This window comes from Microbacterium sp. NPDC055502, from assembly GCF_053643635.1.
This window is the reverse complement of the sequence record NZ_JBSHKJ010000001.1, coordinates 2,245,472-2,258,122: the sequence shown is the minus strand read 5'-3', so window position 1 is coordinate 2,258,122 and position 12,651 is coordinate 2,245,472. Positions and strand designations below refer to the sequence as shown.

Annotated in this window: 14 protein-coding genes; 7 read left to right on the top strand and 7 right to left on the bottom strand. The window is 71.2% G+C overall.

Annotated features, from left to right (window positions below; all coding sequences use genetic code 11):
- Nucleotides 1-19 precede the first annotated feature (19 nt).
- On the top strand, nt 20-595 hold the full coding sequence (locus ACWH95_RS10970; RefSeq protein ID WP_136036939.1) for a 1-acyl-sn-glycerol-3-phosphate acyltransferase: 576 nt from the start codon (nt 20-22) through the stop codon (nt 593-595).
- Nucleotides 596-617: 22 nt separating this feature from the next.
- Here the strand turns inward: ACWH95_RS10970 and ACWH95_RS10965 are convergent, their stop codons facing one another.
- Complete coding sequence (locus ACWH95_RS10965; protein WP_136033511.1) at nt 618-821, bottom strand: hypothetical protein; 204 nt, start codon at nt 819-821, stop codon at nt 618-620.
- Between the two features lie 81 nt (nt 822-902).
- Here ACWH95_RS10965 and ACWH95_RS10960 point away from each other — a divergent pair, with 81 nt between their 5' ends.
- The gene (locus ACWH95_RS10960; protein WP_136033509.1) at nt 903-1,427 is read left to right on the top strand and encodes a DUF6328 family protein; all 525 of its coding nucleotides are present in this window, start codon (nt 903-905) and stop codon (nt 1,425-1,427) included.
- Between the two features lie 58 nt (nt 1,428-1,485).
- On the opposite strand, the gene ACWH95_RS10955 is transcribed toward ACWH95_RS10960, so the two are convergent.
- Complete coding sequence (locus tag ACWH95_RS10955; protein WP_136033507.1) at nt 1,486-2,037, bottom strand: Dps family protein; 552 nt, start codon at nt 2,035-2,037, stop codon at nt 1,486-1,488.
- A gap of 119 nt (nt 2,038-2,156) precedes the next feature.
- On the opposite strand from ACWH95_RS10955, the gene ACWH95_RS10950 reads away from it, so the two are divergent.
- Nucleotides 2,157-2,645, top strand: a complete 489-nt coding sequence (locus ACWH95_RS10950) for a GNAT family N-acetyltransferase (protein WP_205814405.1) — start codon at nt 2,157-2,159, stop codon at nt 2,643-2,645.
- Nucleotides 2,646-2,751: 106 nt separating this feature from the next.
- Nucleotides 2,752-3,051, top strand: a complete 300-nt coding sequence (locus ACWH95_RS10945; protein ID WP_136033504.1) for a Fe-S cluster assembly protein HesB — start codon at nt 2,752-2,754, stop codon at nt 3,049-3,051.
- A gap of 49 nt (nt 3,052-3,100) precedes the next feature.
- Here ACWH95_RS10945 and ACWH95_RS10940 read toward each other — a convergent pair whose 3' ends face one another.
- Nucleotides 3,101-3,670, bottom strand: a complete 570-nt coding sequence (locus tag ACWH95_RS10940; RefSeq protein WP_136036941.1) for an alpha/beta fold hydrolase — start codon at nt 3,668-3,670, stop codon at nt 3,101-3,103.
- A 146-nt stretch (nt 3,671-3,816) separates the two neighbouring features.
- Entirely contained in the window at nt 3,817-5,214 is a 1,398-nt protein-coding gene (locus tag ACWH95_RS10935; RefSeq protein ID WP_454120644.1) for a M20/M25/M40 family metallo-hydrolase, read from the bottom strand.
- Between the two features lie 277 nt (nt 5,215-5,491).
- On the opposite strand from ACWH95_RS10935, the gene ACWH95_RS10930 reads away from it, so the two are divergent.
- Nucleotides 5,492-7,849 carry a glycoside hydrolase family 65 protein gene (locus ACWH95_RS10930; protein WP_247638558.1) on the top strand — a complete coding sequence of 786 codons (2,358 nt, stop codon included), beginning with the start codon at nt 5,492-5,494 and terminating at the stop codon, nt 7,847-7,849.
- A 21-nt stretch (nt 7,850-7,870) separates the two neighbouring features.
- On the opposite strand, the gene ACWH95_RS10925 is transcribed toward ACWH95_RS10930, so the two are convergent.
- From ACWH95_RS10925 to ACWH95_RS10915, 3 genes are all read right to left on the bottom strand, one after another.
- The gene (locus ACWH95_RS10925; protein WP_136033498.1) at nt 7,871-8,179 is read right to left on the bottom strand and encodes a DUF7882 family protein; all 309 of its coding nucleotides are present in this window, start codon (nt 8,177-8,179) and stop codon (nt 7,871-7,873) included.
- Between the two features lie 484 nt (nt 8,180-8,663).
- Nucleotides 8,664-9,755, bottom strand: a complete 1,092-nt coding sequence (gene ychF, locus ACWH95_RS10920; protein WP_247638557.1) for a redox-regulated ATPase YchF — start codon at nt 9,753-9,755, stop codon at nt 8,664-8,666.
- Nucleotides 9,756-9,798: 43 nt separating this feature from the next.
- Nucleotides 9,799-10,539: a class I SAM-dependent methyltransferase gene (locus ACWH95_RS10915; protein ID WP_454120643.1), complete on the bottom strand. Its 741-nt coding sequence runs from the start codon at nt 10,537-10,539 to the stop codon at nt 9,799-9,801.
- A 59-nt stretch (nt 10,540-10,598) separates the two neighbouring features.
- On the opposite strand from ACWH95_RS10915, the gene ACWH95_RS10910 reads away from it, so the two are divergent.
- Both ACWH95_RS10910 and ACWH95_RS10905 read left to right on the top strand, forming a co-directional pair.
- A complete protein-coding gene (locus tag ACWH95_RS10910) occupies nt 10,599-11,192 on the top strand; it encodes a 3'-5' exonuclease (RefSeq protein ID WP_136033492.1) in 594 nt (197 codons plus the stop codon).
- Between the two features lie 55 nt (nt 11,193-11,247).
- Nucleotides 11,248-12,648, top strand: coding sequence for a DNA recombination protein RmuC (locus ACWH95_RS10905; protein ID WP_454120642.1), 1,401 nt, complete (start codon nt 11,248-11,250; stop codon nt 12,646-12,648).
- Nucleotides 12,649-12,651 lie beyond the last annotated feature (3 nt).

Here is a 12,651-nt window from a genome sequence, read left to right as displayed (position 1 = left end):
GCTCCCCTAGCGTGGACGGATGCTCAGACGACTCCTCGCCCGCGTGTTCTGGGCGTTCAGCCGCTGGACGCTCGCCGGCGGCCGCGCGCCGGACCGCCCCACCGTGCTGATCGGCGCCCCGCACACCTCCAACTGGGACTTCGTCCTGATGCTCGCCATCGCCTGGCGGCTCGGCATCGACGTGCACTGGCTGGGCAAGAAGAGCCTGTTCCACGGCTGGCGCGGCCCGATCATGCGACGCCTCGGCGGCATCCCCGTGGATCGCGCCGACCCAGCGAGGGTCGTGGGCGAGGTGGTCGCGCAGGTGCACGCCGGGACCGTGTTCGGCCTGGTGGTGACGCCCGACGGCACCCGCGGCGGGAACGCGTACTGGAAGTCGGGCTTCTACCGCATCGCACGGGAGACCGGCATGCCCGTGACCCTGGGCTTCGTGGACCGCGCGACCATGACGACCGGGCTCGGCCCCACGATGGAGCTGACCGGCGACGTCTCCGCCGACATGGACCGCATCCGCGCGTTCTACGCCGACAAGCACGGCGTCCGTCCCGAGCGGCGGACCGAGCCGCGGCTGCGCGAGGAGACCGAGAGCGCCTGACCGCCCCGGGTCTCCCGCGCGCTCACTCGTCGTCCGGCGCGTGCTTCCGCGCGTACGCGAGGTCGTCCTCGGACAGCGTCTCGATCATGCCGACCACGGCGCCCGTGATCTCCCGGATCTCCTCGCGCACATCCTCGTCCAGGTGCCGGGATCCGCTGCCGATGACCGCACGGCGCGCGTCGTCGGACAGCTCCGGCCACCACTCGTCGATCGGGGGAAGCGTCATTTCGAGTCCTTTCGAAAGGGGGCGACGAGCCGGGGCGCAACCTTCTGGACACGACCGGAGCCGCGCCACGAGACTGAGGCTATGACAGCAGATGCACGCCGTGGCCCGGACGATCGGGATGACCGCGACGACGGCCGTGACGAGACCCCGAACGAGCGCGCCGACCGCAACTGGGATGAGCTGCTGCAGGAGCTGCGGGTGATGCAGACCGGCACGCAGATCCTCACCGGGTTCTTGCTCGCCGTGGCGTTCCAGCCGCGCTTCACCGACATGGACGAGCTGCAGCGCGATCTGTACGTGGTGCTGGTGGCCCTGGCCGCGATCGCGACCATCCTCGCCCTCGCTCCGGTCGGCATGCACCGGGCGCTGTTCGGCACCCGGCAGAAGCCGGAGCTCGTCCGTATCGCGGCGCGCATCGTGAAGGTGGACCTGGTGGTGATCGGTGCGCTCACGATCGGTGTCACGACGCTCATCGTCGACTTCACCGTGAACCGCACCGCCGGACTCGTCGCGCTGATCGCGGCGCTCGTGCTGGTCACGGGACTGTGGATGGCGCTGCCGGGATTCCTGCGTCGCGCGCGTGCGAGGGCTCGCGCCGACACCTGATCGCCGCCGCCGCGCGCGGGTGCGCGACGGCGACGGCGATGGCTCTCCACTCCGGTCCTCAGCGGCCGGCGGGGCTGCGGTTCTCGGCGCTCACCATCCAGGCGAACTGCTCCAGGCGCTCGATCACGGCGTGCAGCAGATCGGCCGAGGTGGGGTCCTCCTCGTCCACGTCATCGTGCACCCCGCGCAGCGTGGCCACCGTCGCCTCGAGCCGCTCGGTCACGAGGTCGATCGTCTCGGTGGTCGAGACCTCGCCGGTGGGGAACTCGGGCAGCGTGGTGGTCTTCGCGATGGTGGCGCTGCGACCGTCCGGCACCGCGTGCAGCGCGCGCATCCGCTCCGCGATGGTGTCGCTGAACGTGCGCGCGTCCTCGATGATCTCGTCGAGCTGGCGGTGCGTGTCGCGGAAGTTCCTGCCCACGACGTTCCAGTGCGCCTGCTTGCCCTGCAGCGAGAGCTCGATCAGGTCGACGAGCACCGCCTGCAGGTTCGCGGCGAGCGTGGGCGAAGCGGTGAACCCCTTCTCCGCGTTCTGCTGCCGGGTGGTCTTGGCCCGCGTGCTCGCGCCGCTCTTCGCGCCGCCGGTCTTCTTCGTCTTGGTGTCTGCCATGGTGTGACCTCCTGCCGCGACCGTAGCCGCCCGCGCCTGGCCGGATCGAGGGGGTTGACACTCGCCGGGCTCACGGTCGAACGTGGCGGAGTCCCCCGGACGCAGAGAGAGGCGGAACCGTGACCAGCACCGAACAGAACGAGGGCCCCGAGATCGTGATCTCGCCTATCAGCGACGCCGACGCGGGCGAGGTGCTGACCGTCCAGCGCGCGGCCTTCGTGTCGGAAGCGGCGATCTACGGCAGCGTGGACATGCCGCCGCTGACCCAGACGCTCGCGGAGCTGGAGGCCGAGCTGCGGTCCGAGTCCGGTTTCACGGCTCGCATCGACGGACGGCTGGTCGGCGCGATCCGGTACGTCGAGAAGGACGACCTGCTGCTCATCGGGCGCATCGCCATCGCGCCCGACATGCAGGGCGAGGGCATCGGCCGCCGGTTGCTGGAAGCCGCGGAGCAGGCGTCGCGGGCACCGGTCGCCGAGCTGTTCACGGGGAGCCTCAGCGAGGCGAACATCCGGCTGTACGAGTCGTGCGGCTACGTCGAGCACGAGCGCGTGCCCGACGGGGACGGCACCGCGCAGGTGTTCCTGCGCAAGCGGCTGCGAGAGTAAACGCGAGGCTCGGATGACGCAAGGGGGTGGAGGCTCGCGGCGGTGACGGGGATCGTGGAAGCACGTGTCGCGACCGCGGCACGACCCGACCGGAAAGGAGAGCTTCGTGCTCACCCTCACCGACAACGCCACCGCCATCGTCTCGACCCTCGTGAGTCGACAGAACGACGCGCCGGACGCGGGTCTGCGGATCCACTCCGCCCCGGCTCAGGATGACGCAGGGGCGGCGCACCTCGCCGTCGCCGTGACGGCCGACCCGGAACCGGCGGATCAGGTGGTGGAGATCCAGGGAACGCGCCTGTTCCTCGACGATGCGGCCGCGGCCGCTCTCGACGACAAGATCCTCGACGCGGGAGTCGACGACGAGGGCTCCGTCTCCTTCGCGGTGCTCCCGCAGGTCGCCTGACCCACGGACTCCGGATGCCGCGGCCGACTCGGTCGCGGCATCCGTGCGTTCAGTCCCAGTCGAGGTACTCCTCCAGCACCACGGCGGTCTCGATCGGGTGCGTCATGGGGAAGAGGTGGCCTCCGCCGTCGATCCGCTTGATGCTCGCACGCTCGGGAGCGGCGGCCTGCAGGCGCTCGGCGTTCGCCTCCGGGGTGTCCGTGTCGTCGGTCCCCTGGATCAGCAGCACCGGGATCACCGGAGCCAGCGGAACCTCCACGTCCTCCACCCCCAGCAGCGCCAGCCCGTTCACCCGGTCGGGGTGCGCGACGGCGAAGGAGCGGGCGACCGTGCCTCCGAAGCCGTGTCCGCCGATCCAGGTGTCTTCGAGGCCCACGTGGTCGATCACGGCGAGCGCGTCCGCCACGCGGTCGTCGAGCGAGGCGTCGACGCCGTCCGCGCGGTGGCCGATGCGCAGCACGTGGAATCCGGCCTCCTCGGCGAGGTAGTGCCCCACGACGCCGAGCACGTCGGCGGCCAGGTCGCGCTCCTGGATGAGCACCAGCTTGACGGGTCCGTCGCCCTCGTCCACGAAGGGGATGGCGCGGCCGTCTGGCTCGAAGATCTGGGTGTCGGTCATCGGCGTCGGTCTCCTCGTGCCGTCGGTGTCAGGAACGCAGGCGGTCGTCCACGCCGGGCTCCTGCGACCCGCGCCGCGGCCGAGACCGCCTGCGTCCAGCGTAGCCCGCCGGGGGCCGCGCCTCCTCCTCGCGACCCCCGGCGGAGTCATCGTGGGCGCCCCAGTTCACGCCACAGGTGAGCGAGCGTCGCGGCACCGGCCACGAACATCCGCAGGTCGAGGCTCTCGTCGCTCGCGTGCCAGTGGTCCTCGGGAAGACCCGTGCCGAGGAAGTGCACGGGAGCGTCGAGGTGTCGCGACAGCCAGTCGGCCGGGCCTCCCCCGGCGTTGCCCATGCGACCCTGCACCGGGATGCCGAATCCGCGGCCGAGGGCCCGTTCGAGCGCGTCAGTCACCTCGCCAGGGGGCGAGACGTACGGCTCCTGGGCGATGTCCTCGTCGACCTCGAGCGTGTAGGTCGCCCCGTCGGGCATCACGGCGGCCACGTGGGAGCGGAGCAGGTCCGCGATGTCCGGGATGCGCTGGTCGGGCACGGTCCGCACGCTGAGCGATGCCGTGGCCTCGCGCGGGATGACCGATCGCTCGATGCCGTCCGGATCGCCGGCGAGCAGCGAGATGACCTCGATCGCCGGACGCGTCCACAGACGCTCCAGCGGCGTGAACCCGTCCTCGCCGACGATCGCCCGGGTCTCGGTGCGCGTGATCCAGTCCTGCTCGTCGAACGGCAGGGCGGCGAACTCCGCCCTGCGCTCGGCGGAGGTCTCGGCGACGCGGTCATGGAAGCCGGGGATCGCGATGCGCCCGTCCGGGTGATGCAGTCCGCCGAGCACGCGGGACAGCACGAGCGCCGGGTTGAGCGTGACCCCGGACGCGACACCGCTGTGCACGTCGCGCTCCGGTCCCCTGATCGTGAGCGTCGCCGTCAGGGTGCCGCGCATCGAGGTCACCGGGGCGGGGGCATCCACCCGCCACTGGATCGTGTCGGAGAAGACGACGAGATCGCAGGCGAAGCGCTCCGGCTCCTCGTCGAGCAGACGGCGGAGGTTCGGCGATCCGATCTCCTCCTCCCCGTCGATCAGCAGCTTGAGGTTCACGCGCGGGAGCGCGCCGTCGACAGCGGCAGCGGCGCGCAGCGCCCAGACGTGCGCGAGCACCTGTCCCTTCGCGTCCGACGCCCCGCGGCCGTACAGTCGTCCGTCGCGGCGCACGGGGGTGAACGGCGCGGTCTCGCTCCACTCCTCCGGTTTGGCGTGGCGTACGTCGTGGTGGCTGTAGACCAGCACGGTGGGAGCCCCAGGGACGGGCGCGCTCTCGCCGTACACCGTCACGGACTCGCCGACCGGAAGGAGGGTCGTGCGCAGTCCCGCGTCGCGCAGCTCCCCCGCGATCCATCGGGCGGAGCGCTCCATGTTCTGCCGCCTGTCAGGGTCCGCCGACACCGAGGGAATCGCGACCCAGGCGGAGAGCCGGTCGACGATCTCATCGAGGTTCGCGCGCAGGAAGCCAGCGATCGGGTCCGTGTTCTCCTGAGAATCCTCCGCCATGCGACCACCCTGGTCTGCACCACGGGGCGGGGACCAGGGGTTGACGGCGGGGGCGAGCACCGGCTATCCGCTCGCCGTCGCCCGAGGCGCGAGCGCGGGGGGCCGTCGTCTACCCGACGCGCCGGGCTCGGCGCAACTCCCTCGTCCCCGTGAGGACCCCGCGCTAGCGTCGCAGCTCCCGGTCCTCGGCAGAAGGAAACGCCATGCTCCACGTCGGCCCCGCCCCGCACCTCCCCGAACGGCCCCGCCGTCCGCGAGACGTCCGGACCGCACGGGCATGACGGCGGCGTTCCGCGTCGAACCGTGGTCGGTGAGCGTCACGGGAGTGGATGTCGAGCATCTGGCGCAGGAGGAGTCGGTGTTCGGACTCTCCAACGGGCACGTCGGCTGGCGCGGCAACCTCGACGAGGGCGACCCGCGCGGGGTCGCCGGCAGCTACCTCAACGGGGTCTTCGAGGACCATCCGATGCCGTACGCCGAGGACGGCTATGGTTATCCGGAGACCGGGCAGAGCGTGATCAACGTGCCCAACGGGCAGCTCATCCGTCTGCTCGTGGACGATGAGCCGTTCGATGTGGAGCACGGCACGGTGCACCGGCATGAGCGGCGCCTCGATCTGCGGGACGGGACGCTGCACCGCGAGCTGGAGTGGGAGTCGGCGGAGGGTCGGCGCGTGCAGGTCGCGTCCACCCGGCTCGTCTCGCTGCGACACCGCTCGCTCGCCGCTGTCCGGTATCGCGTGACGGCCCTGGAGCCCGTGGCCGTCACAGTCCTGTCGGAGGTGCTGGCGAACGAGCCGCTGCCGTCGCCGCACGCCGATCCCCGTGTGCAGGAGCTGCTCTCCCGCCCGCTCCAGGCCGTGGACTCCGCGGTGCTGGGGTCGCGCGCCACGCTGCTGCACCGCACCAGGCGCAGCGGCATCCACGTGGCGGTGAGCACCGATCACACGGTTTCCTCGACCGCCACCACCGCGCCCACGGTCACCGTGGAGGCCGACCGCGACCTGGCGCGCACCCGCGTCCACGTGGCGCTGGCGGCGGGCGAGGAGCTCGAGGTCGTGAAGTTCGTGGGCCACGAGTGGTCGGACTCGCTCTCGCCGCAGACGCTCCGCGACCGCGCGGACGAGGCCGTCGAGGAGGCCGTGCGCCTCGGATGGGAGGCGGTGGCGACGGGACAGCGCGAGGCGCTCGACGCGTACTGGGAGTGCGGCGACGTGCGGGTCGATGGCGACCCCCGCCTGCAGCAGGGCGTGCGGTACGCGCTCTTCCAGGTGTTCCAGGCGGCGGCGCGTGCCGAGGTGCGCTCCGTGCCGGGCAAGGGGCTCACGGGCTCCGGGTACGAGGGGCACACGTTCTGGGACTTCGAGGCGTTCGTGCTCCCCGTGCTCACCTCGACCGCGCCCGACGCGGCCCTGCAGGCGCTGCGCTGGCGGTACGCGACGCTCGATCACGCCCGCGAACGCGCGCGCACTCTGCACCTGGACGGGGCGACCTTCGCCTGGCGCACGATCGACGGACGCGAGAGCTCCGGCTACTGGCCGGCCAGCACGGCGGCGTTCCACATCAACGCGGCGGTGGCCGGCGCCGTGATGCAGTACGTCAGGGCGACGGGAGACCGCGACTTCGAGCGCGACGCCGGCGCGGAGATCCTGATCGAGACCGCGCGGCTGTGGCTGTCGCTCGGCCGCTGGGACGACGACGGCGGCTTCCATCTCGACGGGGTCACCGGCCCTGACGAGTACTCCGCGATCGTCGACGACAACACCTACACGAACCTGGCGGCGCGACGGAACCTGCGCGGTGCGGTGGCCGCGGCCCGACGCCACATCGAGGTCGCGGAGCGGCTCGGGGTCGACGACGCCGAGGTCTCGCGCTGGAACGACGCCGCTGACGCGATGACGGTGCCGTTCGACGAGCGGCGCCGCGTGCACGAGCAGTTCGCGGGGTCGACGCGGCATGCCGTGTGGGACTTCGACGCCACGCGACCCGAGCAGTACCCGCTGCACAGTCACTTCCCGTACTTCGACCTGTACCGCAAGCAGGTCGCGAAGCAGGCCGACCTGGTGCTCGCGCTGTACACGGAGCACGAGGAGTTCACGCGGGAGGAGAAGGCCAGGGCGTTCGCGTACTACGAGGCCCTCACGGTGCGCGACTCCTCACTCTCGGCCATGGCGCAGGCGGTGATCGCGGCGGAGCTCTGGCACCTCGACCTCGCCGCGGCGTACCTCGCGGAGCTCGCCGCGCTCGACCTCGACGACCTCCACGGCAACACCGCCGAGGGGTTGCACATCGCGGCGCTCGCGGGCATCTGGACCGGTATCACCGCGGGCTACGGGGGCATGCGCGACAGCGACGCCGGCCTCTCGTTCCACCCCCGGCTCCCCCGCAACATCACGCGGCTCGGGTTCGGGGTGCGCCTGCACGGGTGCATCCTGCATGTCGACATCACGCCCGACGACACGACCTACCGCCTGAGCGCGGGCGACCCCGTCACGGTGCGGCACGCGGGCCGAGCGGTGCAGCTCATCGCGGGCGAGCCCGTGACCCTGCCCACGCCGCCACCGGAGTCCCCGCTCACCCCCGAGCCGTCGCAGCCGCGCTGGCGAGAGCCCGGCGAAGCGCGCGAGGAGGGGTGAGCCCGCGCGCGCGACCTCGTGTCAGGCCGAGCTTTCGTCGCTGAGCTCGTCGAGCACGAGCTCGCCCCGGGCGTTCAGGCGCTCCATCATGCGCTCGAGCCGCGCCGGGTCGATCTTCGGCGGCGGCTCCTCGTCGAACTCCAGGACCAGCGGGATGCTCGGGTGCATCCACGCCGAGAGGCGCCCGGGATGCTTCTTCCCCGAGGGCCACGTCATCATGAAGCTCTCCTGACGGCGGAGCTTCGTCGAGATCACGATCTTCAGATGCACCAGGACGTCGTCGTCGACCTCGATCGGCGGCCGCGAGCTGTTGTACTCCAGCTTTCCCATGATCGAACTCTAAGCGTTCCCAGGAACACCGACGACCACTTCTCGCATCAGTTGTTGAAGCGGAATTCCACGACGTCGCCGTCCTGCGCAGGTCGTTCCGCTTCCAGACTGCGCTCATACGCCATATCTTTGACTGATGGCTCCCTCAACCCGCAAGATATTCTCCGTCGGACGCCGGATGCTGGTCTTTGTCGCGGTTGGGTTCGCGTGCGGTGCGCTAGTGGGCGTCCTGGTCGTGCTTGCCTGGTTGCCAGGAGCGATGGTGACCTATTCGGAGAATCCCCAGTTCGTTGATCCTCGAACGTCGGGCGTTGCATGGAGCGCCGCGTTTGCGGTTGTCGGCGGAGCACTTGGATCGCTCGTCGGACTGGGCGCGGGGGTCATTCGTACCGCCATGGATTCGGAGGATGTAAACACCCCGTTGGCGCACTCTTGAACCGACGACCGCATCGTCGCCTGCCCTTGAATGACGTCGTCTAGCGGCTTACTTCGACCCGCCAGATGTGTTTCCGATACGGAACTCCACGACGTCGCCGTCCTGCATGACGTAGTCCTTGCCCTCCAGCCGGGCCTTGCCCTTCGCGCGGGCCTCCTGCACGGAGCCGGTGGCGACGAGGTCGTCGAACGACACGATCTCGGCCTTGATGAAGCCCTTCTCGAAGTCGGTGTGGATCACGCCGGCGGCCTGCGGGGCCTTCCATCCCTTGCCGATCGTCCACGCCCGCGCTTCCTTCGGTCCGGCGGTGAGGTACGTCTGCAGCCCGAGGGTGTCGAAGCCGATGCGTGCGAGCTGGTCGAGGCCGGACTCCTCCTGGCCCGTCGAGGCGAGCAGCTCGGCCGCGTCCTCCGGGTCCAGGTCCTTCAGTTCCGACTCGATCTTGGCGTCGAGGAAGATCGCCTGCGCGGGCGCGACCAGGGCCGCGAGCTCCGCCTTGCGCACGTCGTCGGTGAGCACCGCTTCGTCGACGTTGAACACGAAGATGACCGGCTTGACGGTCAGCAGGCCGAGCTCGCGGATCGGCGCGAGGTCGAGGCCGCTCGTGGACAGCAGCACGCCGCGCTCCAGCGCGTCCTTCGCCGCCTGCGCCGCTTCGAGGACGGACGGGTCGATCTTCTTCCCGCGCACCTCCTTCTCGTACCGGGTGATCGCCTTCTCGACGGTCTGCAGGTCGGCGAGCATGAGCTCGGCGTTGATGGTCTCCATGTCGGACGCCGGGTTCACCGCACCGTCGACGTGAACCACGTCGTCGTCGGAGAAGCCGCGCACGACCTGGGCGATCGCGTCCGCCTCGCGGATGTTCGCCAGGAACTGGTTGCCCAGCCCCTCTCCCTCGCTGGCCCCGCGCACGATGCCCGCGATGTCGACGAACGACACGGCCGCGGGGAGGATGCGCTCGCTGCCGAAGATCTCGGCGAGCTTCTCGAGCCGCGGGTCGGGCAGGTTCACCACGCCGACGTTGGGCTCGATCGTCGCGAACGGGTAGTTCGCCGCGAGCACGTCGTTCTTGGTGAGGGCGTTGAAGAGGGTGGACTTGCCGACGTTGGGCAGGCCGACGATACCGATAGTGAGAGCCACGGGGTACGAGTCTACCTGGGGCCCCCGATGCTGCCGTGCGGGCTCAGTCGCGCACGGCGCGGAACGCCCTCGTCACGTACGGCAGCTCGATCGCGGCGTCGTCGTGCAGCCCCAGCTCGTCGAACAGGGCGTCCATGTCGCGCCGGATACGCGCCTTCTCCGCGTCGCCGGCCGTGATGACGTAGCTGCGCGACGACGCCATGCGGTGCATCATCTCGCGCGTCACCGGACGCACCCACTCCCAGCGCTCCTGCTCCAGCCCGCCGAACGGCGCGACCACCACGGGGTCGCCCGCGGCGAGCATGATCTCGGCGTTGCTGCCGTGCATGATGTCGGTCAGGCGACGCACCCAGTCCACCCGCTCGTCGCGCAAGTTCCAGACCAGCCCGAGCACCCCGCCGGGGCGCACGACGCGGCCGATCTCCGCGGAGGCCACGACCGGATCGACCCAGTGCCATGCCTGGCCCAGCACCACCGCGTCGACGCTCGCATCGGGCAGCGGGAGGCGCTCGGCCGTGCCGACGAAAGTGGGCACTCCGGGCACCGCGTCGCGCAGGGCGGCGAGCATCGCGGGATCCGGATCCACCGCGACGACCTCCGCGCCCTCCCCCGCGACGAGGGCACGGGTGAGCTTGCCGGTGCCCGCGCCGACGTCGGCGATACGGCGGGCTCCTGCCGGCGCGCGGTCGAGCATCCACGCGACCGCCTCGAACGGGTATTCGGGGCGACCGACCTCGTAGCTGCCCGCCTGGCCGCCGAAGGAGGTCGCCTGCTCGTCGCTCATGTGGCCAGCCTACGGCGAGTCTGCGACCCGACGTCGGAGGCCCGGGAGAGAGTGAAGACGTGCCACTGGACTTCACTGCGATCGACTTCGAGACCGCGAACTCCAGCCCGGCCTCCGCCTGCGCCGTCGGACTCGTCCGCGTGCGCGGCGGCGAGGTCGTCGCCACCGCGGGCTGGCTCATCCAGCCGCCGCCCGGTCACGACGAGTTCATGGAGTGGAACGTCCGCATCCACGGCATCCGGCCGGAGCACGTCGCGACGGCCTCCTCCTGGGCGGATCAGTTCGACCGTCTGTGCGCCTTCGCCGGTGCCGACGTGCTCGTGGCGCACAACGCCGGATTCGACCTCAACGTGCTGCGCCGTGCGGCGGAGGCCACGGGTCAGATCTGCCCGCCCTACCGCTCGCTGTGCAGCCTGCAGGTGGCCCGCAAGACCTACCAGCTCGACTCGTACCGGCTCCCGCTCGCCGCGGCCGCCGCCGGGTACGACGAGTTCTCCCATCACGATGCCCTCGCCGACGCCCGCGCATGCGCGCACATCGTGGTCGATGCCGCTCGGCGCGCCGCGGCCGCCGACGTCTTCGCCCTCGCCGACGCCCTGAGCCTGCGGGTGACCGAGCCCGCCCTCCCCGCCCTGGAGCGCGCGGTCGCCTGAGACCGCTCAGCGGTGCCTCCCGGCGAATGTCCGACCCCGGGGGCACGATGGGCCCATGGATGCGCTGACGATCGTTCTGCTCCTCGTGGCCGTGGCCGCGGGCGTCGCCCTGGGCTGGTTCCTGCGCGCGAGTCGGGGCGCCGCCGAGCTCGCCCGTGCCGAGGCCGAGCTCGCGGCCGCCCGTGACGACCGCGACCGGCAGTACGACCTGTATCGCGACGCGGTCGAGCACGGCCGCGCGGAGCAGCGCGCCGAGGCCCTGCGTGTGCAGCAGCAGAACGCCGTGCTGCAGGCGCTCGCCCCGGTGCGCGAGAGTCTGCAGCAGATGCAGTCCAAGGTCGCGGCCATCGAGCACGAGCGGCACGAGCAGTTCGGCACCCTCGCGGAACAGCTGCGGCGTGCGCAGGAGTCCGACGAGGCCCTGCGCGCGACCACGGAGTCGCTCGCCGGAGCGCTGAGGTCGACCGCGACGCGTGGGGTGTGGGGCGAAGCACAGCTGCGCCGGGTGGTGGAGGCCGCCGGGCTCACGCGCCACGTCGACTTCGATCTGCAGACCACGATCTCCTCGGACCGCGGGCAGGGGCGCCCCGACATGGTCGTGCGGCTCGCCGGCGGCACGTCGATCGCGGTCGACGCGAAGGTTCCGCTCGACGCCTACCTCGAGGCCTCGGCGCTGCCCGTTGGCGACGCGCACGAGGCGCAGCGTCGCGCACACCTCCAGAAGCACGTGAAGGCCGTGCGCGCACACGTCGACGCCCTGGCGAAGAAGGCGTACTGGTCGGGCCTCGACGCGAGTCCCGAGTTCGTGATCTGCTTCCTGCCGAGCGAGTCGCTGCTCGCGACGGCCATCGACGAAGACCCGACGCTGCTCGACTACGCCTTCAGCCGCCGTGTGGCCCTCGCCTCTCCCGTCAACCTGTGGGCCGTGCTGAAGACCGTCGCCTACACGTGGACGCAGCAGGAGGTGTCGACCGAAGCACGTCGTCTGCTGACCCTGGGCACGCAGCTGTACGAGCGCCTCGGCACGCTCGCCGGTCATGCCGACGATCTGCGCCGGGCGCTCGAGCGCACGGTCGACAGCTACAACCGGTTCGCGGGGTCCCTTGAGTCGCGTGTGCTCGTGACGGCGCGGCAGTTCCCCGGAGTGGACGCGTCCGCGCTCAGCGCTCCGCCCGTCGTCACAGCCGACGGTCGTCGCTTCACCGCGGCGGAGCTGATCGGCACCGGTGGGGCCGGGCCGACCGTCGATGCCGCGCCGACCTCCGAAGCCGCGGCGGCGGTCGAACCCGCATCCACGGCCGTGCCGGCGGACAGCGGCGTGTCACGCACGGCCGCCGGAGCAGCGGAGCCCGCGGCAGCGCCGGGCGAGACCCCAGACCTCCTGGACGGCCTCAGGGCCGACGTCGGCGAGGTGCGACGACGCCTGGATGAGGCGCAGACGTCCCGCCACGAATGAGCC